General features: G+C 59.1%; 19 protein-coding genes, 1 tRNA gene and 3 pseudogenes. 12 read left to right on the plus strand and 11 right to left on the minus strand.

From position 1 onward, the window contains the following. Nucleotides 1-356 precede the first annotated feature (356 nt). From AMD14_RS23870 to AMD14_RS17020, 3 genes are all read right to left on the minus strand, one after another. Nucleotides 357-1,952: an N-acetylmuramoyl-L-alanine amidase family protein gene (locus AMD14_RS23870; protein WP_011052160.1), complete on the minus strand. Its 1,596-nt coding sequence runs from the start codon at nucleotides 1,950-1,952 to the stop codon at nucleotides 357-359. Between the two features lie 645 nt (nucleotides 1,953-2,597). Continuing rightward, nucleotides 2,598-3,065 carry a hypothetical protein gene (locus AMD14_RS17015; RefSeq protein WP_011052161.1) on the minus strand — a complete coding sequence of 156 codons (468 nt, stop codon included), beginning with the start codon at nucleotides 3,063-3,065 and terminating at the stop codon, nucleotides 2,598-2,600. Continuing rightward, nucleotides 3,062-3,520: a hypothetical protein gene (locus AMD14_RS17020; protein ID WP_011052162.1), complete on the minus strand. Its 459-nt coding sequence runs from the start codon at nucleotides 3,518-3,520 to the stop codon at nucleotides 3,062-3,064. Before AMD14_RS17020 ends, AMD14_RS17015 begins: the two co-directional genes overlap by 4 nt. Before the next feature lie 302 nt (nucleotides 3,521-3,822). Here AMD14_RS17020 and AMD14_RS17025 point away from each other — a divergent pair. The 3 genes and pseudogenes from AMD14_RS17025 to AMD14_RS17040 all read left to right on the plus strand — a co-directional run. Further along, nucleotides 3,823-4,815 (plus strand): annotated as a pseudogene (locus AMD14_RS17025) (integrase); the annotation flags it as partial. Nucleotides 4,816-4,885: 70 nt separating this feature from the next. Then, a protein-coding gene (locus AMD14_RS17035) for an IS3-like element ISXac2 family transposase (protein ID WP_087943923.1) occupies nucleotides 4,886-5,973 on the plus strand; the annotation gives its coding sequence in 2 pieces (ribosomal slippage) (nucleotides 4,886-5,138 and nucleotides 5,138-5,973; 1,089 coding nt in all). A 32-nt stretch (nucleotides 5,974-6,005) separates the two neighbouring features. After that, a pseudogene (locus AMD14_RS17040) lies at nucleotides 6,006-6,470 on the plus strand (site-specific integrase); the annotation flags it as partial. Between the two features lie 182 nt (nucleotides 6,471-6,652). Here the strand turns inward: AMD14_RS17040 and AMD14_RS17045 are convergent. The 3 genes from AMD14_RS17045 to AMD14_RS17055 all read right to left on the minus strand — a co-directional run bounded on the left by AMD14_RS17045 (nucleotide 6,653) and on the right by AMD14_RS17055 (nucleotide 8,731). Further along, nucleotides 6,653-7,582 carry a Kiwa anti-phage protein KwaB-like domain-containing protein gene (locus AMD14_RS17045; protein WP_011052165.1) on the minus strand — a complete coding sequence of 310 codons (930 nt, stop codon included), beginning with the start codon at nucleotides 7,580-7,582 and terminating at the stop codon, nucleotides 6,653-6,655. Then, nucleotides 7,579-8,163 carry a KwaA family protein gene (locus AMD14_RS17050; protein ID WP_015463543.1) on the minus strand — a complete coding sequence of 195 codons (585 nt, stop codon included), beginning with the start codon at nucleotides 8,161-8,163 and terminating at the stop codon, nucleotides 7,579-7,581. The genes AMD14_RS17045 and AMD14_RS17050 overlap by 4 nt, the downstream gene beginning before the upstream one ends. A gap of 229 nt (nucleotides 8,164-8,392) precedes the next feature. Further along, a complete protein-coding gene (locus AMD14_RS17055; RefSeq protein ID WP_011052167.1) occupies nucleotides 8,393-8,731 on the minus strand; it encodes a helix-turn-helix domain-containing protein in 339 nt (112 codons plus the stop codon). A 111-nt stretch (nucleotides 8,732-8,842) separates the two neighbouring features. On the opposite strand from AMD14_RS17055, the gene AMD14_RS17060 reads away from it, so the two are divergent. The 3 genes from AMD14_RS17060 to AMD14_RS17070 are packed head-to-tail and all read left to right on the plus strand — an operon-like array spanning nucleotide 8,843 to nucleotide 10,342. Continuing rightward, nucleotides 8,843-9,604 carry a hypothetical protein gene (locus AMD14_RS17060; protein WP_015463544.1) on the plus strand — a complete coding sequence of 254 codons (762 nt, stop codon included), beginning with the start codon at nucleotides 8,843-8,845 and terminating at the stop codon, nucleotides 9,602-9,604. A 46-nt stretch (nucleotides 9,605-9,650) separates the two neighbouring features. Continuing rightward, nucleotides 9,651-9,965 (plus strand): hypothetical protein, encoded by a 315-nt coding sequence (locus AMD14_RS17065; RefSeq protein ID WP_011052169.1) that lies wholly within the window; start codon nucleotides 9,651-9,653, stop codon nucleotides 9,963-9,965. Then, the gene (locus AMD14_RS17070) at nucleotides 9,962-10,342 is read left to right on the plus strand and encodes a hypothetical protein (RefSeq protein ID WP_011052170.1); all 381 of its coding nucleotides are present in this window, start codon (nucleotides 9,962-9,964) and stop codon (nucleotides 10,340-10,342) included. Before AMD14_RS17065 ends, AMD14_RS17070 begins: the two co-directional genes overlap by 4 nt. A 70-nt stretch (nucleotides 10,343-10,412) precedes the next feature. On the opposite strand, the gene AMD14_RS17075 is transcribed toward AMD14_RS17070, so the two are convergent. Then, nucleotides 10,413-11,678 carry a two-component system sensor histidine kinase NtrB gene (locus AMD14_RS17075; RefSeq protein WP_015463545.1) on the minus strand — a complete coding sequence of 422 codons (1,266 nt, stop codon included), beginning with the start codon at nucleotides 11,676-11,678 and terminating at the stop codon, nucleotides 10,413-10,415. 84 nt (nucleotides 11,679-11,762) lie between these two features. On the opposite strand from AMD14_RS17075, the gene AMD14_RS25585 reads away from it, so the two are divergent. The 5 genes and pseudogenes from AMD14_RS25585 to AMD14_RS17100 all read left to right on the plus strand — a co-directional run bounded on the left by AMD14_RS25585 (nucleotide 11,763) and on the right by AMD14_RS17100 (nucleotide 15,448). Next, nucleotides 11,763-11,885, plus strand: coding sequence for a hypothetical protein (locus AMD14_RS25585; RefSeq protein WP_306345870.1), 123 nt, complete (start codon nucleotides 11,763-11,765; stop codon nucleotides 11,883-11,885). 773 nt (nucleotides 11,886-12,658) lie between these two features. Further along, a complete protein-coding gene (locus AMD14_RS17085; RefSeq protein ID WP_040107792.1) occupies nucleotides 12,659-13,210 on the plus strand; it encodes a CPBP family intramembrane glutamic endopeptidase in 552 nt (183 codons plus the stop codon). 143 nt (nucleotides 13,211-13,353) lie between these two features. After that, a pseudogene (locus AMD14_RS23875) lies at nucleotides 13,354-13,533 on the plus strand (hypothetical protein); the annotation flags it as partial. Further along, nucleotides 13,530-13,868 (plus strand): hypothetical protein, encoded by a 339-nt coding sequence (locus AMD14_RS17095; protein ID WP_015463548.1) that lies wholly within the window; start codon nucleotides 13,530-13,532, stop codon nucleotides 13,866-13,868. The pseudogene AMD14_RS23875 and the gene AMD14_RS17095, both read left to right, overlap by 4 nt. Nucleotides 13,869-14,425: 557 nt before the next feature. Beyond that, the gene (locus AMD14_RS17100; protein ID WP_011052175.1) at nucleotides 14,426-15,448 is read left to right on the plus strand and encodes a toll/interleukin-1 receptor domain-containing protein; all 1,023 of its coding nucleotides are present in this window, start codon (nucleotides 14,426-14,428) and stop codon (nucleotides 15,446-15,448) included. A gap of 641 nt (nucleotides 15,449-16,089) precedes the next feature. Here the strand turns inward: AMD14_RS17100 and AMD14_RS23885 are convergent. The 4 genes from AMD14_RS23885 to AMD14_RS17115 form a co-directional block, all read right to left on the minus strand. Further along, nucleotides 16,090-16,605 carry a hypothetical protein gene (locus tag AMD14_RS23885; RefSeq protein WP_011052176.1) on the minus strand — a complete coding sequence of 172 codons (516 nt, stop codon included), beginning with the start codon at nucleotides 16,603-16,605 and terminating at the stop codon, nucleotides 16,090-16,092. Beyond that, nucleotides 16,602-18,167, minus strand: coding sequence for a site-specific integrase (locus AMD14_RS17105; protein WP_015463549.1), 1,566 nt, complete (start codon nucleotides 18,165-18,167; stop codon nucleotides 16,602-16,604). Before AMD14_RS17105 ends, AMD14_RS23885 begins: the two co-directional genes overlap by 4 nt. Before the next feature lie 67 nt (nucleotides 18,168-18,234). Beyond that, nucleotides 18,235-18,308 (minus strand) — tRNA-Gly (locus AMD14_RS17110). A 118-nt stretch (nucleotides 18,309-18,426) separates the two neighbouring features. Beyond that, nucleotides 18,427-20,211 (minus strand): autotransporter domain-containing esterase, encoded by a 1,785-nt coding sequence (locus AMD14_RS17115; protein ID WP_011052178.1) that lies wholly within the window; start codon nucleotides 20,209-20,211, stop codon nucleotides 18,427-18,429. 188 nt (nucleotides 20,212-20,399) lie between these two features. On the opposite strand from AMD14_RS17115, the gene thiS reads away from it, so the two are divergent. After that, a complete protein-coding gene (gene thiS, locus AMD14_RS17120; RefSeq protein WP_003487182.1) occupies nucleotides 20,400-20,600 on the plus strand; it encodes a sulfur carrier protein ThiS in 201 nt (66 codons plus the stop codon). The last annotated feature ends 41 nt before the right edge of the window (nucleotides 20,601-20,641 follow it).

Genomic DNA, 20,641 nt, shown 5'->3' on the forward strand with positions numbered 1-20,641 from the left:
CCGGAGAAGAGCCAGCATTAGGTAGTTTTTCAATGACCTGTTCAGCCCACGCCACATGCAGGCATGCATGAGCTACCCACCTGCCTCCTTGGCATTGCTCCTCGGTCGTCACCCGCACTTTGGTGAAGTTTGTGATTTTGCTCATAAGTCATCACCCCGGCGATGACCCGTTGTATCAAGTCCCGTGTAAAGCCTCGGTCAGGCCAAGCTCAGCCCCTCCTGGCGACCGAGGCGATGCCACACAAATTTTCTTTCCCATTCGTATGAGCGGAAGAATCGGTCTAGTCGCCGCAGCAAATTCGTAGCAAAAAAGAACTACTTTTCTTTTCATGCTGCGCTTCTCTGTCGGGTTTGGCCTAAGTGCCCGCGGAGCAGGAAGTCATATGCTCAACAGCAGCTGTCACCACCCCATCCGCATCTTTAACGGTTGTTTTCCACTTAAAGCTTGCCGCCGGCTTGGTGCTTGGGGCATCGCAGTAATACGTCGTGGTCACCACGTTATCAACCGCCTTCGTAAACGAGTTTGTCTTGTTGTTGCACGTCCAAGTCGACGGACAGCTAACGGGCACTGTCACGACAGTGACGGGAAACCGCGGATGTCCCTGAAGTGTGACCGGCACTGGGAACCGCACCCGAAACTTACCAGAAGCTGTAGGAATGGATGCAATCTTGAAGGGCAAGCATGTGGTCTCGCCTGACTTAAATGTCCTATAACCCTTTTCAACGCCACGCATGGCAGCAGCGCGAAAAACTGAATTTCGGAGAGCTGTCGAGTCGTCAGCGTTGCTATGAAATCCAATCTCGATAAGGGCCGTCGGCATTGATGCCTCTCGGACCTCCCCGTAATTGGCGCCATCCCTAACGCCTGGTCGAATAGGGTATGTGGAGTAAGCGGGAAGCTGTCGAATTTGCTCGGTGACGTAGCAGTGGATATTCAACCCGAGCTGATTTGAATCAGCGTCGTTTATGTTGGCAATGACAGTTGCGCCACGCGCGGAAACATTGTCACTAGCATCGGTATGTAGCGAAATCAACGTCTCAGCATTGAGATAATTTGCGTATTCTGGCCTGGCCCGAATGTCATCGTCGTATTCGCGAAGATTAGCCCTGTCCGGCTGTTTACGCGAAGGAGAGCCATTTGGAAATTTATTCCAAATGGTTGCGCCTAAGGCAGGGTAGAGTCGCTTTAAATAGTAACGGGCCCCGAGTGCAGCCCAAGCCAGGCCGCTCTCGGGGTCTATGTTGGTGTTGCCTATATCGCGCGTGTGCTTGATGCTGGTTGCAGTGTTGGCACTTCGCTCCGTCAGTAGACTTGCAAGCATTGAGGAATAGCCTGGCGTGACGGTATCTTCATAGATATCAGCGGTCCCAACGTAGGGCGTCGGGCGTTGATAGCGCCACGTTTCGTCGGAGTGGTTGAGATATTTTCCATGCCCTGGATTTAGAACAACCAACCCCGCTACAGGAGCAGCGGCAGCACTTGTGCTCGCCCCTGCTCTTTTCTTCTTCAAGTGCTCCGGTGGATAGATCTCATTGATCTCTTTGCCGCCGATGCGCACTTTGATGTAACGAAACTTCACCACCCCCGCTATCAGTTCATAGCCTTCGTTTTCAACATCTCTAACCAGAGCACCGAAATCCTCCGTAAAGACCGGCGCATCCTTTGGCAAGTAGCCGGAATCGAGGTCAATCCACACTATCCCTGTCACAGGGTCTGGAGTGGCCTTCACCAGCACTTGCTTGGCCTGGGTTGGCAAGCGCTTTTGTTGATCTACAAATCGTTGCAGCGCCGGCTCGATTTCCTTAGCGACAGCTCGGCTACTCTGAGCAGTGAGCGCAGGAACATCCGAACTCACGCCCGCTTGCGCATAAGCAACTGAGCTGAACATACAACTCAGCACAATCCCCATCACACACATCACCAGCTTCTTTCCATGTCTTGCGCGCATCATGCACCTTCCCTTGTTTCCTAACTTTTGACCTCCAAACGAGAGGCCTTCGTTCCCCTGCTCCTTTTTCGATGTGCCATTGACTATCTACCGCAAGCAAATGTCCCGGGACTGACACGCCGGTCGCAAACTTGTGCTCTCCCCCGGATGCAACCTGGAATGGATACGTGCCTCGCTCCATCCACGAACCCTGTTTTTGAATCTATTGGACAAGCGATGGACTGAAATTTCTGCTGCAAGCAACTGACGACGCCTACTAGGCCCATGGCTGGAGAATAGCTCAGCTCGAGGCCCCATGGATGCCACTAGCCGCTGCCCGTTCTCGTAGCGTCCACCCTAGACACTCTGGTTGCCGGCTCGACGCTGCTCAAGCGTCCCGCGAGGTGAGCGACCATCGGTCCCGTGTCCGGCGGCTTCAGATTGCGCCTCTGGCATTCCTGAAACCATAGGTCTCAAGCCCTGCGGGATGTCAGGAAGTTCTGAGCCAGCCGTCGTCCAATGACGCCAACTTCCCCCAGGCATCTCCGAAGCGACCAAGTCACGGCCGCACAGAAGTGACGGGACATCCAACCGGGCTGCGGCCCCGCCGTCAGAGCCACTTGACCTAGATGTTTAACGCAACCATTGCCGGGTGTGGCTGTGCCGACTTCAGGCCAAACGTTTCGCCACGAGGTCCATCCACCCGGACTGGGATGCGGAAGCTTGCGCGCTCAACGGGCCGCAGCCCGCGATGACCTGGAGCGCGTCCACGCCAGCCTGATCCTGGGGAAAGAACGGCCCGTCCACGCCCCTGACGGAGTGGTCGCCTTGAATGGCCCCGCATACTTCACAGTGGTTGGCCCAATAGGTCGCGCTCGCGGTTTTCGAGCGCCCAGGCTTGAGCCAGGGTGCAACCGCTTGGATGTGCGCCGCTGTGCCTGAGTCCAGCGCCTTGATGTAGCCCAGTATGGCCGTGCCACCTATCTCGGGCTCGTCGTCTGGCTCTTCCACACCCTCGTTGTCGACGAAGGAAGGCACCCACACCGTTGTGACGGGAGTGGCCTTCGCACACTTCCAGCACTGCATGGTCGCCTGCAGGAGGGCATAACCTGGAGCGCTAAAAGTCAGTGGAGTCATGGGGTCGTATCGGTGTATGCACCGCGATTCCAGGAACGATAGCGCCAAGGCACCACGTCCTCCAAAAACGTGATGCGGGGGCTGGGAAGGTTGCCAAATCCTGCGCTGCTGGCGCGCAACCGCTCGGCCTGAGCCTCGGGGACAAAAAGCCAAGGCCTCACCGTCCAGTCCAGCGGCACACCGCTGTCTCGCTCAAGGGCGCCCCTGATGCCGTCCCAGTGCTCGTTCCATCCCTTCAGGCGAGCAATCAACGAAGGGGACCGGGCTGCGTAGCTGATTTCGCACAGGTAGGCCGCCTGTTCCTTGAAGCTCACGGCCACCGCATCGCAATACCAATGCGGGCCGCTGGTGTCCGGGTTGGCGCCCTCGTTGAGCTGGATGCAGCACTGGCTGTTGACGAACAGCGCGCGGTCCGCTCGGAGGTAATCGAGCACCACACCTTCGAAATGATCCATGTTAGTTAACTCTCGTTTTTGGCTGCTTTATCTACCGAGATAATACTAGCATTTGAGTAAGTCATTTAGGAATGGCACACCTTAAAAACTAACATGAGAGCTGTTTTAGTTAGCCTATTTGCATTAAACAGTACAATAATGCCAGGGCAAATCACTCGACATTATTCTCCAAAACACCGTTAAGTCATTGAATTATATGGACCCTTCGCGTGCACCCCAGACAGAATAGTTTTGCCAAAAGTTGGGTCCGAGCTTCTAAGGTAGAGTTTGCTTCAAGCAAAGTAAAAAACTGCCCTTTTTGATTGACGAATTTCTGGGCTGTTTTATCACTACTTCCATTGTTCCAATGGAAGCAAGCCGTGTCATCTACAGCCCAGCAACAACTCCGCGATTACATCACCGCCCCCTTCGGTCTCCTGCAAATAAAGGATGTCCATGTTGGCAACATCCGGGCCTCCGAGATCAACATCACGGGCCGCGAAGCTGCGATCCACGCATTAGAACTCTTTGACCGCGCGGATGAACGCTCCCGGAGGGTGCGCCTCAGCAAGAACCGCACCCACTACCCTGAGCCCCTCCCCCTCTGCTCTCCCGCTCGGCTGCTGTCGGTTGAGATCTCGGACTACTTGGGCCATCGCGATCGCTGCTGCCTTGCCAAGGAGACCATCGACGCCACGGCTCGCACACTGAAGCTTCTACGGATTGCCTGCGGCGACATTCCTGTTTCCCGCATCGACCACGCTCACATCTACAAGCTCTGGGACCTGATGCGTTGGGCTCCGCCACTTCTGCTGTCCGATCCCAAGTATCGGGACTACACGTTCGAGCAGGCTGTTGCCCTGGGCAAGGAACTTGGCGTGTCGCCACCTGCTCCTGCCACGCTTGAGAAGCACAGAAGGTTCTTGGTGTCTTTCTTCGGCAAGCTGGTGAAGGCCAAAGCCATTCCCATGTCGCCGATGGACGCATTCCCCGAAATCAAGAAGGACCTAGTAGTGGACATGAACAAGCCCGAGCGCTTGTTCAACGAGGAAGAGCTTCAGCGCATCTTTTCACCCAAGACGTTCCCGGCTTGGGCCAAGAAGTATCCCCACCGGTGGTGGCTCCCCATGATCTCGCTCTATACGGGCGCGCGCATCAACGAGCTCGCTCAGCTGAAGGTGGCCGACATCGTTGAGGAGGCCAAGGTCTGGTGTATCCGCATCCAAAAAACGGTCGACGCTGATCTCAGGCATAAGGATCGAAACAAGAGTCGTCAAAGCCTGAAAGGCAAAGCAGCGGTGCGCACCCTGCCCATCCGGTAATCCCCCCGCCCATTAGCAGACGCCAGAAGTGGAATTTTCTCGTACCCTTTCCCGAGGAGGTTCCATGAAGAAGTCCCGCTTTACCGACAGCCAGATCATCGCCGTGCTCAAGCAGGCCCAGGCCGGTGCGCCCGTGCCGGAGCTGTGCCGCGAGCACGGCATCAGCTCGGCCACGTTCTACAAGTGGCGTAGCAAGTTCGGCGGCATGGACGTGTCCATGGTCGCACGCATGAAGGAGTTGGAGGAGGAGAACCGCCGGCTCAAGAAGATGTACGCCGAGGCGCAGCTCAGTACCGACCTGCTGAAGGAAGCGCTCGCAAAAAAATGGTGAGGCCATCTCAGCGACGCGAGATGGCCCAATCGGCAGTCACGAGCGGGCGCACGAACATCCGCCACGCCTGCCAGACCTTCGCGGTGAGCCAGACCTGCTTCCGCTACCAGGCCAAGGCCAGCGAGCAGAACGCCCGGATCGCCGACTGGCTGGTCCGCCTGACGAGCGCCCATCGCGACTGGGGCTTTGGCCTGTGCTACCTGTACCTGCGCAACGTGAAGGGCTTTGGCTGGAATCACAAGCGGGTCTACCGGATCTACCGCGAGCTGGAGTTGAACCTGCGGATCAAGCCGAAGAAGCGGCTGGTGCGTGAGCGGCCCGAGCCTCTGGCGGTGCCGGAGGCCATCAACCAGGTCTGGTCGATGGACTTCATGCACGACCAGTTGGCCGACGGCCGCAGCTTCCGGCTGTTCAATGTGCTCGACGACTTCAATCGCGAGGGGCTGGGGATCGAGGTGGATCTGTCGCTGCCGTCAGCCCGGGTGATCCGATCGCTGGAGCAGATCATCGAGTGGCGCGGCAAGCCCGCCGTGATCCGCTGCGACAACGGCCCTGAATACATCAGTGGCGCGTTGCTGTCCTGGGCACAGCGGCTTGGCATCCGGGTCGAGCACATCCAGCCGGGCAAGCCACAGCAGAACGCCTACGTTGAACGCTACAACCGCACCATCCGCTACGCCTGGCTCGCCCGCACCCTGTTCGACACCATCGACCAGGTGCAGGACAAAGCCACCCGCTGGCTATGGACGTACAACCACGAGCGCCCGAATATGGCGCTCGGCGGCATCACGCCTGCCATGAAGTTGGCGATGGCCGCTTAGCTCCACTTCTGGCGACCGCTAGAAGTGGGGGGATTACCATCCCCAAGCCACTCCTCGATGTCGGCTTCTTGGACTTCCTGGAGGACATCAAGGCTTGCGGGCACCCTCGCCTCTTCCCCCACCTCTCTGCAGGCGTCAACCGGGAGACCGGTGAGACGAATGCGCGCTACAGCCAAGGCGCGGTGAACCAGTTCAGCAGCTACATGAAGACCTTGGGCTTCGGAAAGGGCATCGGCGCTCATGCGTTCCGCCACACGTTGGCCACTGAGCTGCACCACAAGAACGTATCCGACCAAGACATCGCCCTCATCACCGGCCACTCGCTGCGGAAAAACGTGCCCGTCTTGCATGACGCCTATTTCCACAAGAAGCCCAAGCTCGCCCGGGCCAAGCAAATCAAAATTCTGGCGAAATACAAGCCGCCGGTCGAGTTGCCCAAGTATGAGCGTGGGCAGTTTAAGGAGAGCTTGGCAGACCCAAGTAAGTTCTATCCGTAACGTTGGCCGACGTCATATGCTCATACCGGTGGGATCCTACGCTGGCGCTAGCTCATCCAGGTTTCCAGTTCGATAAGGACTGGTCTCTGCACTGCCGACGGTTGACCTCCAGGAACTCCACTGAGCCGATGAGCCGGAGGGCTGCCGCTGTCTAATCACGCCAAGCTCTCAGGCTGCGGTTATCACTCAACCGCGTCGACGCGGTGGCCGTTTGGCACGTCATACATAATGGCGGTGATCTCGCTGATCAGGCGCTGGTCCAAGAGTAGCTTCATGATTACCGCAGCAGTTTCCTTGGTAGGAATGATCAGTCCGTCTTTGTCGAACTGCACTCCCCATTGGTATTTTTCACACACTTCGCGCAGCGCACCCAAATACCTCGGATTGTCGTAGAGCTTGCGTTCCTGGATGACCGCCATGCGACGCAAATGAGTGCCATTGCTGCCGACATATGTGACCAAAGGAGCCATGTCTGTAAACAGAGATACGAACTGCTTCTCGTCCTGAAGCTCACCAAACGCATTCACGAAGCCTGCGCGATACCTCATCATTGACTCGAAGGCACGTTTGTTGCCTACAAGCAGCGCTTCGTCCAAGGCGAACAGATCGAATCCCGGTTCCAAGGTGAAATCCACCCCCTCCACGGCGCTCAGCTCGCCATTTTGGAACAGCATATTGACAACCCCTTTCCTCCGATATGCGGTTTTCCAAGTAGCCGGAGAGCGGCGCAACGCATACAACACGCGCTCTTCCTGGGAGAACTTCACTAGATAGCCTATCGCGTTCTTCAGCTGATCCTTGCTTTCGATGGCGTGCTCGAGCTCTGGGCGATCCACTAGCGCCTGAAGTAAGGCAAAGTCGGTCTCGATCGCAGAGACCGAAAGGCAGCCATTTTCCGTGGGCTGAGCCAAGTGGCCGTAGGGAATCCACTCGGTCATCATTGCCCTTTCCGCCTTAGCAAAGTTACGTAACGCGTCTTCTAAAGCGGCGTCGATACGGACAAAGCTGGCGGAGAACCGGTCCGCCTTCGTGCTGGACTTAAAGACCCACAAATGGACCCCGGCACTGTCGAGGTCGAATTCCTGTAGCGCCTGCAATGCTTGATCGGTCATGGATCTCTCATTAGATAAACGTCCTGTATCTCTTCCGCCATCTGAATGCTGGGCACAAGCGGGCCCTTTTTCAAGACTCGAGCCATCCTGATCGCACCGCTTTGACCCAAACCTACCTTGACCTCGTAGAGCTTCCACCCCAGCACGATCAACAAAGGGTTCATCAGAATCTGGCCAGAACGATAAGTGATGAGGAAGAGCACAACCCAAAAGACCAAGAAGCCGCCGAGCTTTTGGGGATCAGCATAGCTAAGCCCCATAAAAGACACCACGTAAGGAAGCACGTAGTTGATCAGGTCATTGGGAATCGCCTTGACCTCTTGCACGTGCACGCGATGCGGGAGACGAACCGAGCGCAGTGCAACCACCATCAAAAGCAACGCCCCAAAAGTCACCGCTACAGTCCCCCACGCCAACCACGAATGGGCAAGGATCTGGAACTGGCAATTCCATTGCCCTTTCCAACCGCATAGTGGTGCACTCCAGTATTTTGTGGCGATGTCTTGAACCATCAAAATAACAGCCAAAGGCAGGTAGGAACCTAGAAAAAGCAACACCGCTGACCAAAACTGGAACTGCATGCATTCGGCTCCTTCCTTCGTTGACACCATTGTCTCGAATGCGGTTCGCACAGCATGAGAAGCTAGTCTAGCTGTAAGCCGAGGAGCCAGCCTTTAGCTCTCGATCAGAAAGTCGGAGCCTTTGGGGATGCAATGGCACGGCCCTATCGTGTGCAACGGCGCCGTCCTGACTTTCAATGGCGGGTCGGCACGTAGGCAATGTAACCAAGAGGGACTGGAGCATTGCTCTTCAGCGATGCTGCGTGGGGAGCAAGTCCTTCACAAGGTTCAGAGCCTCGCGCTGCTTTGCCGCCGGCAGTTGGGACACCACAAGAATCACCTCGGCCAGAAGGTCCGACGTCGCATGAAAGTAGGCCACCGGCAAGTCCAGCGCCTTTGCTAAGGCCTCAGCGGTCGCAGGGTCCGGGTCATGTTGCCCCGTCTCGTAGCGGCTCACCCGAGTGGCTCCCGACACCGAGTCCACCATCCCAATGCGCTCCGCCAGCTCGGCTTGTGTCCAGCCCATGGCCATCCGCGCATTGCGCAGACGCGTGCCATAGACCGTGGCCGGTGTCTTGGGTTTGGGCATCGAGAAGATTGCACGAAAGCTGAATTCCCTCAGTGTGCCGCTTGGATGATGGCTTCTCATCTGCGATTATCGTAAATGCTGCCAGACCGGCGGTCTACAGGGGCTTTTCGTATGAAGCACACAGGACAAGGAGCGTTCGCTGCGCTCTTGGCGTTGACGCTCGTCTCTCCACTCAGTGCCCAAGCCCAAGAGGTGCCGGAGCAGAAGTCCGGCTTTTTCCGTCAACTTGGAAAGGGGTTAGCCGACACGGGCAAGCAGATGGTGGGCATCAAGCCGAACGCCGACAGCAAGGTCGGCAGTCAGGGGACGGGCTCGATTTACACGCCCATCAATGGCGTCGGGAAGCTGCCCAACCTCTTCAAGGGCGATAACCACCAGCAGGCCCAGCTTGGGAAGCTGGATTGGCCCCGGGTCGCGTTGACCTTTACCGAGTGGGGGGCATCCCTGCCCTGCTGGACCGCGGAAGCCCGCATCTGGAGCAGCCCGACCGCCTCAAGCGTCGAGACCTTCCGCACCTGCTTCGATGCTGCAGTGACGGAAACGGACGACCTGGGCGAGACGGCGGAGCTCAATAGCGCAGCCCTGTGGAAAGGCCGCGACTCGCTCAGCGGCATCCGGGTGCCGCCCAGCAAGCCCAACACGGGCGCACAGCGGTCAACGGGGCCCAACCCGCCGGCCCAGCCCTTCGTCGTCAACGTTAGCCGTCCTGGTGTCGCCGATCGCGCCGTCGACGTCGCCCTGCGCGTGGCCTGGGTTTCCGGTTTCATCCAGACCGCCGACTTGCACCCGGGACCGTCGGGAATGCTGACGCCCTTCAAGGATTCGCGACTGTGGATCGCGGGGCTTAAGCCCGACGGCAACCTCGACAAGTAAGAGCCCGCTTCGGCCTCCCTCCCTTTTCACCCAACAAAGGAACGACATGAAGAACGCATGGATCGGCCTGGTCGCATCGACCGTGGCACTGGGCCTGACCGCCTGCAGCGGCAAGCCGTCGAGCGACAGCGCCAAGCAGGCGCTGGTCGCGCTGCTTCAGCAGAGTGGCGCCGGCCAGGTCACCGACATTCAAAACTTCGAGCTTTCTGGCTGCGTGGAAGCGCAAGGCGCCGAAGGCTACCGCTGCGACACGCGCGGCCAGGCAGTGCTCAATATCGAGGGCCGGCAGGTGCCTGTCCCGCTGAGCAAGAACTTGCGCTATGCCAAGAGCGACGGCACCTGGAGGGCATACGCCAAATGAGCACGAACACCGATTCGATGGCTGGAACGTCCACTGGCACCGCGGGTGGGCTTGGTGGGGACGGAGTGCAGCGCGCTGCTCCCAGGAAGGTTATCACTCCGCACAACCGATTCTTCTGGTGGTTCTCGCTCAGCCTGCTGTTCCTGGGACCCCTCGGCTTCATCATTGGGCCCCTCATGGCTCGACGGGGCCTGCGTAAAGCAGAGCGGCTCTACCCGCAGGAGGCCTACGCGGCTCGACAGCGGGACCAGGGCTTTAGCTGGGCACAGTGGTGGGTCATGACCCCGCTGACCGTCATGGGGGCTTTTGGGGTCACCTCGGTGCTCAGCGGACTGCCCATGTTTCTGTTTGTGCTGTATGCGCAACTGACGCGCTAGACAGCAAACACTCCTCAAGAATGCGACGGTGGCCTGCTGCGGCGCTCCAGGCGCCGCAATACGGCTTTCATCAAGGACAAGGAACGCCCAAGGTGAAGCACGCGCCCTGCCCCGGCTTTGACTCGACATCGACGAAGCCGTTGGCGCGACGGATCGTGCCGTAGACCTGAGAGAGGCCCAAGCCCGTTCCTTTTCCCTGCGGCTTGGTGGTGAAGTAGGCTTCGAACAGCCGCCCAAGCACCTCTGGCGCAATGCCTTGGCCGGTGTCGTGAACCTTCACGAGCACATAGCGGCCAGGCGAATGGGATGCGCCGTCGGGCACACGCCCGATGGAACAACTTTCCGTAGAAATGGTGATGGTGCCTGCATCGTAGCACGCATCCCGGGCGTTCACCACCAGGTTCATGATGGCCCGTTCCAGACTGTGCAGATCCACCATAGCCAGGGGGAGGTTGGATTCCGCTCGGAAGTCGATCGTGATGCCGAGACCCACGGCTTGGTTCAGCAGCGGCAGCATCCCCTGCACGACCCGGCCGACGTCAACGTTCTCTGGCAGATAAGGGTGCTGCCGGGCAAAGCCGAGCAGCCGCTGCGACATGGTCGCCCCTTGCTGCAACGCGCTTTCTGCCATGCCCAAAAGCTTGCGATTCTTATCGTCGATACCCTGGCTCAGAAGCACCATCTCCACCGCACCGGAGGCCGCCTGCAGCACGTTGTTGAAGTCGTGCACCATCCCTGCCAACAGCTGACCAATCGCGTCCCCCTTCTGTGCCTGCTCTGCGATTGCCTCAGCCATACGCTGGGCGGCCTTTGCAATATTGAGCTCCCCCTCCAGTTGCTGTGCCCGCTGGTTGGCATGGCCCAACTTCTCATCAATGGCATCGGCCAGCTCGGCGTGGGCCAAGGCTAGTTTAGGCTGACTGCTCAAGCTCTCATTGAGCGTGCGCAGCGCCACTTCAGCCTGGCGGCGCTCGGTTACGTCTCGATTGACGGCCAGGACGGCTTCGATTTCCCCGTCGGCATTGGTCAGCGGACTAGTAGAAACCAGCCAGAACCGGCGCTCACCGCTGGGGGTTATGCAGGCCGCATCGAACTGCCGCCGTTCCCCACGAGAAGCTGCGGAGATTGCCTCTTCGACGGTGTCGCGGACCTCTTCAGGCCATAGAGACGACCATTGCTGCCCTAGCACACGCTCCGCATTCTCCACAGCGATCCGCGCGACCCCGTGGGAGTTCACAAAACGCACCTTGCCGTCGAGAGCAATTTCTTTGATGGAGTCCGGAGACAGCTCGACGATCTGGCGGTAGCGGTCTTGAGAGGGAAGCATCTGGATCATTCAATAGGGGCAGTTCGGCAATCACGCGCATTTTGCACTGTAGGGGCCAGTGTCGATAGCTAGATCCGCCACCAGACGACCCCCATGGCTTCTCTTGCTGAATGCGTCATCCTAATTGTCGATGACGATGAACTTACTCGTGAGCTGGCGGAAATACTGCTGACCGAACACGGCTACTACGTGGTGACGGCAGGGGATGCAAGCTAGGCACTGGACCGGCTTGCCGATCATCCTGAGATAGGCTCGATCTTCACAGACTTGCAAATGCCGGGTGCCATGGACGGGAAGGAGATGCTCCACCACCTCCGATTGGACGGATGCGACCTTCCTGCCATTCTCGCCTCGGGCATTGGCTACATTCCTGGCGACTTGCCCAGTCGAACAAAATTTCTAAGCAAGCCCTACAAACGCGCTCATTTGGTCAACCGCATCCAGGAATCGCTAGCGGCCTGATTGGGCCCTGGACGCGATTATCTGTCGCATCTGTCTTGCAACAACGGCTGGCCCCTGGCAGGGCCGGCGCTGAGCGCCCTGCGACTCAGTTGCCTCACTCCGGCAGCGCGAGATGGCCCATCGTTCCGCAGTGGAGGTTCCACAGCATGAGCGCCATTCTCTGTCAGAAACGTCCTACGCCTTGGTAAAAGGTGGCGCTGGCCGAGTCACGAGCATCGAGGGCTGTGGATGTCTCGCCTGCGCTTTTTAACAGCAACACAGCTTCGAGGCTTACTGATAGGTAGTGGCGAAGGGCAGCATGCCAAGAGCATCCAACGTGACCCTGCCTTCTGGCACAGTGCGGCTCTTCAGCCGCCCGATACCATCGTGTGCCCACGACGAAATCGTTCGGCATGCCTCACTCTAATCACCCTGTTTCCTTTCCTCGCAACAGCTTTTCCAAGATGAGCCATCCGGTCAGCCGAGGAGTGATGATCGGTGCAATCATGGCGCTCGCCTATTTTTCTTGGCTCCCCTTTCCTTGGCGGATGCCAGTCGTTGGCTTGATGGGCATTGCATTGGTTTGGCTAGAAACCCAGGATTGGCGGGCGTGCGGCCTGACATGGCGAGGACTAGGTCCCACGCTCGGGTGGACAGCGCTGCTGGTGCTCTTCGTTACCGCGATCATCACACCGTTTCTCCAGCCCCTAATCGACTACCTCACTGGCACCAAGACGGATTACAGCGCCTACGGCGCGCTTCGCAATAACGCACCAGCAGCCATGCAGCTGATTGGGTATGCATGGATCAGCGCCGCCATCGGGGAGGAGCTGGTGTTCCGAGCGTTTCTGATGCACCAGCTTGAAGCGTTGTTCGACCGCGTTGGCCTAGGCCGCATCGGAGCGGCTGTCGCGGGCGGAGTTGTGTTCGGCGCCATGCATGCTAGTCAAGGCGTTTCGGGAGTTCTTCTGACGGGCCTTGTTGGGGCAGTTTTTGGCTATGCATACCTGCGCTCAAACCGAAACTTGTGGGCGCTCATCTTGGCGCACGGGTTGGTGGATACATGGGGCGTCACAACGCTCTACCTTGGGTGGTATTGAACGCTCCACACTCGCTCTGGCGGGCTAGTTCCCCGCTAGGGGCCTATGCCCACCACGCAGGAAACGGCGGCATCGCCAGGGCAATCGGCGTTGGGGGCGTCAAGACCTATTCGTGTCGGTGCTCCAGCCTGCGACACCGACCCACCGACGTCCAGAACTTCGAACTGATCGGCTGCACCAAGGCCGAGGACGCCGACGGCTACCGTTGCGATACCCGTGGCCAGGTGACCCTGGAAATCGCCGGCAGGCAGGTTCCCGTCCCCGTCAGCAAAAATCTCCGCTATGCGAAGGCCGACGGCACGTGGAGGGCCTACGCCAAATGAGCGCCCCTCCTCTGCTTGACCAGCCGGTGCCCGCCCGGCGCAAGCTCATGACGCCACGGGACCGGTTCTTTTGGTGGTATTCGGGAACATTGCTTCTCCTGGGACCTTTTGGGTTCATCGTTGGGCCAGTGATGGCCCAACGCGGAAACCGGAAGGCGGCTCGCCTCTATCCGGCAGAGGCCCGCATGTCCCAGACGCGGGACAAGGGCTTTGCGTGGTGGCAGTGGTGGGCCATGACCATCCTCACCCTGATGGGCGCTGCTGGAGGGTTCGCCGTGATGAGCGGGCTGCCGATGTTTCTCTTTGTGCTTTGGGCACAACTAACTCAAGCCTAATCAATGCTGCCAAGTCAAAGAAGGCCCTCGAATTCGGGGGCCTTCTCATTTGGGGTCACTTAAACAGCAGGGGCCAAGTAGCGCCCTTCCACTGTTAATTTGCTTCAGAGCGCCCAATAATGCTGGCACTGGCAGTAAAGCCCGATGCCGTTGCACTACCGCGGAACTCGAGTTCGAAACGGTCGAGCCCGCCAAACACAGATTCAGAACCAGGGTCCCAGCGTTTGATTGTCAGCTTGGCGGTAAATCCGGCGTCATCGCCCTGCTTAGATCCTGAATATGTGTAGCCGGAGTCGCCACCATTGACGCCCTCCCCCTTTGAATACGGCGATACCCTCACCCACTCCCTGCATGTTCGACGAGAAACGAACATGGTAAATGCCGTCTTTCATTGCCGCACCTCCACTGGGTATGAGTATCCATTAGATCAACTCCAAGTCTCACCGGCCGCGGCACCTAGAGCCCTGCTATGAGGTGGCCGCAAGCATTGTTCACGAGATTGCCTTCCTAGCTTTGGATAGAATCGGTTCCACGAATTTTTCCGCGTCTTAAGGAGCATGATCTTGCCCAGCGTCTTCTTCTCATATTGCCATGCCGACGAGGAGCTACGCGATCAGCTTGAGAAGCAGCTCGCGATGCTTAAGCACCAGGGAATCATCGAAACCTGGCACGACCGTAGGATCGTCGCAGGCCAAGAAATCGATAAAACGATTGATGGGCACATCAATAGCGATGACATCATTCTTCTTCTCATTAGTCCCGACTTTCTTGCCTCGTCTTATTGCTATGACCGGGAAATGACGCGTGCACTGGAGCGACATGACTCGGGCGATGCGACAGTCATCCCTGTCATTTTGCGGGCTTGTGAATGGCACCATGCACCTTTTGGGAAGCTTATGGCTACCCCAACCGATGGCAAGCCCGTAAAGCAGTGGGCCGACCTTGACGATGCATTCTTGCAGGTGGCCAAGGCAGTTCGCTCAGCGGCGACTGAGCACGCAAGAAGGGCGGGCGTAACCAAGGAACTCCAAGCGTCCCCGTCTTCTAGGCCAATGCTCGACCGTGCCACCGTGCCAACCGAAGGCGTCGACCGCACTCCTGCAGTAGTGTCAGGACCACGTTCTAGCAACCTTCGATTGGCCAAAGCATTCACGCAGCGGGACAAGGACCGCTTCAAAACGGAAACCTTTGAATACATCGCCAAACACTTTGAGAATTCGCTCAACGAGCTCCAGGCCCGCAATCCCGGCTATGAAGGCACGTTCCGTCGCGTAGACGCCAACCGCTTTTTCACCACTATCTATGAAGACGGACATGACGTTGCCCGAGCGACCATCTACCTGGGCGGGATGCTTGGGGGCATCCACTACATGCAAGGTGAGACGCTTGACAGCAACTCCTACAACGAGGCTCTCTCGGTCGGTCATGACGACCAATCCTTATTCTTCACCAGCATGGGGATGTCGGCGTTCGGGTCAAATCGAGGTCAAAAACTTACCCAGGAAGGCGCGGCAGAGCTTCTCTGGGAACAGCTGATCGGACCGCTGCAAAGCCCTACCAACCATCCCAGGAGACGCTGAGATGATTACGACAGGCGAGGTCCACGTCGCCAGGCAGGTTCTAGCCTCCCGGCTTTCATGGCTCATTCAAAAAGGTCCATCAGATGAGCCATTTCTCATCGGGACCTCAAAAGACGGTAAGAACGCTTGTCTCAAGTTAACCGAATACCATCAATTCACTTGGTTTGAATCGGCCGGTGCGGAACGATGGGGCAGGCTAGTTTTTCCCTCTGGATGAGACCGGCGTCTTCACCCCCGATTACAAACTCAGGCGTAGCCCCTGCTACTTGAGGCCGAAACAACAATGAGATTTAGCATTATTCCTCGTCGATGAAGCAAGCGGGAAAGATAGTTAGGACGCACTCGATGGAGCCCCACTTGACAGAAGCACCTCTTCTGCTATTAAGACATTCCCGCGAGTGAAAATTCATTATGAACGCCCAACAGTTCTGGACTTGTGCTGCTTTAGCTGCTTTGTCTCGAACGACCTTTGAACAGGCTGCTAAAGAAGCAGATGGTTTACTAGCTATTGCGCAAGACAGGGATGTGATTACGCCACCCTCTGCTTTAGCACCTCGAGAGTCAGGCTGGGTAGGAAACCGACTGTTTGGCTGGCCTACCCCGGAAGACATGAAACGCGTCGTAAGGGCCGATGGAACCGACTATCGTATTCCATAACGCCGCGTCAGCTTCTTCTCGATGGCTTGATACTGCCCCGCCGGTGTCGGCAGGCCAGCACTTAAATTTCTCGCTAATGTAAACGCCACATTTAGGCTATCGCACGCGAAGATCGCGCTATTGGTGCCTCGCTGTATGACTAAAAAGCGACGAGCCCTTGTGGAAAAAACTGGGCCAGCACGCGTATGGATCACTACCTCAACAACTGCAACGCCGTCTAACCCATCTACAGTTCCAGCCGACTCCAACGCTTCCCATATTTCTTTATCAAGCGCCCCCCTCCATGATTCATGCACTTCCGATTCATCAGCGGCCAGGAGCGGTCCACACGCATCTAATGCGCGGTCCAAAGCCACGGCGCCTGCCTCAAACCCGATCGCCTTTCCGGCATCACAAATCCAGTGCCTCTGGACAAACTGCGCGGTGTCGGGGCCCCCATCGCTTTGCCGCTTGAGAAGCTCAACTACGAGCAACCTCTTAGACTCGATTGACTCAGTCATTTAATCTCCCTTGAGTTTTCGCGGTAACCCTTGAAACCACTATAGATGGGCAGCGAGATGGGAACGGTGAACTTACCAAGCGTTGCGACCCTGTCGGGCAAGCTCCGCCTGTCGATATAGAACTTCTCAAGGACCGTCTGCCCAGTCCCGTGGCCCGTAATCGCTGCAATGGCCGAAGCCGACACCCCCGCCTCGTCGAGCTTTGAAGCGATGGTATGGCGGAACCCGTGGAAGCCCTGCCCCTTCTCCGATACGCCTTGCCGCTTGATGTAGACGGAGAACTGACGGCTCAGCTGCCGCCCATAGCCCAGACCGGTCGAGTTGGGCAGATCCGGGAACAACCGCTCAACCCCAGCCTGTCGGGCCTCTTCCACGTAGGTCAGAAAGCCGCAATCGATGACCGGCTGGGCCAGTGGGATGAACCGCCGGCTGTGCTTGTTCTTGATGCTCTGCTGCTTCCCGATCTTCCGGACGAAGAAGCCGGGCACCCCATCGATGGTGTCGATGTCCTCCAGCCGGAGCTGCGCGATCTCGTTGACGCGAGCGCCGGAGTAGAGCCCAAGGATCGGCCCGAACCACCGATGCGGATACTTCGACGCCCACTTCGGGAACTCGACCGGATCGAAGATGGCCTTCAACTCGGCGTCGGTGAAAGGCGAGCCCGTGTCTTCCGAATCCGGGGTGGCAATCGCTCGGATGCCTGCGAGCGGGTTCACCGCCAGATGCTTGCCGTCAACCAAGGACACCAAAAACACGCTCAGGCGCTGTCGGTGCTTCGCCATGGTCCATGCCGCCGGCTCCGGCTCCTGGTTCTTCTTCGCCAGCTTGATGACCTCGGGCACTGATAGCTCGCGATAGGCTGGCCGCTTGGTCGCATTGGAAGGCCAATAGCGGACACCGTCGAAGAACGCCCGGACGTGAGCTTGGGTCAGCGAGGCCACCGGCACGTCTTCGCCGATGATGCCGGCGAACAGTCGCAGGGTATGACGGCTCTCCAAGACCGTCTTCTGATGCAGCCGCGCCCCTGCCAAGTCGCCCAGGTGATCGGCCATCGCCTTCGACAACATCAAGGCATCCGGCGCGTGACGGGAAATGCTCTGGCTAGCATCTCGCAACTGATCCCGGCGCTTGGCCACCCTCGCCGACGTGACCTCGGCCGGTTCCACCCGGCGAGACCGCTCCATCAGGTCTCCGAAGATCACGGCATCGGCAGGGTTGTCCAGCTGCGCTTGAGCGATGCGCGTGCCGTCCGGCAGCATCACGTCTTTCAACGTCAGCTCTTTGATGTCCCCACTGCGAACCTTTTCCAGCAGTTCTTCCAGATCCACGGTCATCCCTTTCCGCATGGCATCGAATGCCATCGATAGTGCCACCCCCATCGTGGCCGCCGCCAGCCTGGCGTGGTCCCCACGACGGTTTCCTAGCGATCGGACAAGGTAACGCGAGCCGATGGAGGCTCGAAGATCGGTGGGAACAAAGAAGCGCGCATACAGGCCAGCCGAGCGCGACATCATCAGAGGCTTTGGCAAGATTGATACCTCGATTGATACCTCAAGGGGCATCGCTCGGAATCACCAATCGGCCAAAATATTCAACCAAGTCAGGCACTTAGAGACTTGGCGGAAGCTCTGGAGCGGGCGATGGGAATCGAACCCACGTCAGTAGCTTGGGAAGCTACAGCTCTACCATTGAGCTACGCCCGCATGGCGCTGGCAGAGTTTATGCGGGTGCAGGTGTCTGGCGCAACGTGCGCAGATAGAACGAGGGCCGGTTGCCCGGCCCTCACGTGTTGCGCATGACCTACCTGTGGCGTACCGCGCCTCAGAAGTTGCCGCTGAAGTTCACGAACAAGGTCGCGTCGCGGGCGCTGCGCTGGGCGGTGGTGGTGCTCAGGCCGATGTTGCTCTGCAGGCCCCACAGCCCGGTGCGGGCACCCAGCACGACAGTGGCGTAGTTGCGATCGAAGTTCTGGCCAGGAACGGTGTACATGCCTACTTCCGGCATCGACTGCAGCCAGGCGCTGGCTTCGCCGCCGTCCTTGAACTCGTGGTCGTAGGTCGCCTGCAGGTACGGCTTGACCATGGCGCCGTCCAGACGCACCTGGAAGCCAACGCGGCCGACCAGCGAATCGATGTCCTGATTGGCGTAGCCCAGCGCGGTGGCGCTGTCGTTGCTTTCGGTGTAGCCGTCGAGCTTGATCTTCTGCCAGGTCAGGCCGGCCACCGGGCCGTATTTGAGGTTGCCTTCGCCCAGCGAATACCCGGCGTTGAGGGCAGCGGTGAGATTGCTGCCGTCGGGGGAGCCGCTGTGCACGCGGGTGGCTGGCCCAAGCTGGACTTCGCGGTCCACGTCGTAGCTCAGCCAGCTGTAGCTGACCTGGGCATTGACCCACACCGGGCCGGTGTACCAGCCGAAGAAGCCGCCCAGGGTGGTGTCGTCCTGCTTGAAGCTGCCGTTGCGGTTACCGAAGTCGGCGTCCATGCGGCCGAAACCGGCAAAACCACCGAACACCAGGTCACCTGCAGTCCAGTCCACACCGAACAGGCCGGCCGGCGCCATGCCGTCGTACAGGTCCGCATGGTCGTAACGCTGCATGTCGCCGCGCACGCTGCCCCACCAACGCATGCCATCGGCGTCCGGCTTGCCATCCAGATGCCAGGCCACCTGGTCGGCGCGCGCGCGGCCGCCGGCCTGCGCCGAATGCGTCAGCACCTGCTGCAGACGCGGCGCTTCCAGCAACGAGATGGCGTATTCGCCCAGGATCTGGTGCACCGCCGTGGTCGGGTGAATGCCATCGGCGAACACATAGGTGTTCTGCGCATTGGCGGCGACCAGGCTGGTCGGGTTACAGGCCGGCAGCGGCACGGCCGGGTTGCAGGCGGTGCTGGTGACATTGCTGAAGCCGTAGGTGCCCGGGTTGGCGACGATTTCCTGCAGCAGGTGGAAGGTGTCGACCGGAATCACGCGCAAGCCAGCGGACTGCAGGCCATTGAACAAGGCGGTGTTGTAGGCGGTGGCTGCAGCGGTGCCCTGCGCCATTCCCACGGCGCCGCCCGCACGGAAGCGCGGGGTGAGGCCGACGTCCGGAATGGTCGGCACCATGACGTAGCGCGCGCCGGCATTCTGCAAGGTGGCCACGGCACCGACCTGGGCGGTCACCGCGCTGCCGATGATGGCCTGCGCCTGTGCCGGGGCAAGGGACGCGGCGAGCAGGTCGTTGGCGCCGCCCCACACGGTGTACAGCGCATTGGGGTTGGCGCGGCCGCCGTTGGCGGTGAGATAGGTGGTGATCTGGCTGGTCACCGACGGCGCAGCGCCGAGTGCGCTGACCGAGCTGGCCTGGATGCGCGCACCGCCTGCAGCGTAGTTGTCGCCGATCTGGCCGTTGCCATTGGGCGCGGCATTGGTGCCGAAATGATCGCCGACATATTCGGCCCACACCCAACCCGGGTTGGTGGTGAACTTGCCGGTGACCGCGCGCGAGGCGGCCGGCAGCAGCGGATTGTAATACCCGCTGTCGGTGAGGCTGTCGCCGAAGAACACGGTCTGGTCGAAGGCCGACTCGGCCATGGCCGGGGCGGCAGCGATAGCGATGGCCATGGCCATCAGGGAGCGGATCGGGCGAAGTGTTGAAGCCATCGGAATGCCTGCTTGAAGTGAGTGGGACCGGACCGGCGTGCATACGTACGCTGGCGAATGGCACATGGTTCCACCCTCGCCGCCCGCGCTCACGCTGCATTGCCGCATAACGCAAAAACGCGCGCCGGAGCGGCACGCGATGCAACAATGATGCCATGAACATCCAACTCAACGGCACTCCGCGCTCGCTTCCCGACAACTTGCTTCTGTCCGCCCTGCTGGAGCAGGAAGGCCTAGCACAGCGCCGCGTCGCGGTAGAGGTCAATGGCGAAATCGTGCCGCGCGGACGGCATGCAGATCACGCATTACGCGAGGGCGATGTGGTGGAAATCGTGCACGCGCTGGGCGGCGGCTGATGCGTCGCGCAGGCCGGCGCATCAGCGCCCGATCGGTGATA

The organism is Xanthomonas citri pv. citri, assembly GCF_000961215.1.
GTDB classification, from domain to species: Bacteria; Pseudomonadota; Gammaproteobacteria; order Xanthomonadales; family Xanthomonadaceae; genus Xanthomonas; species Xanthomonas cissicola.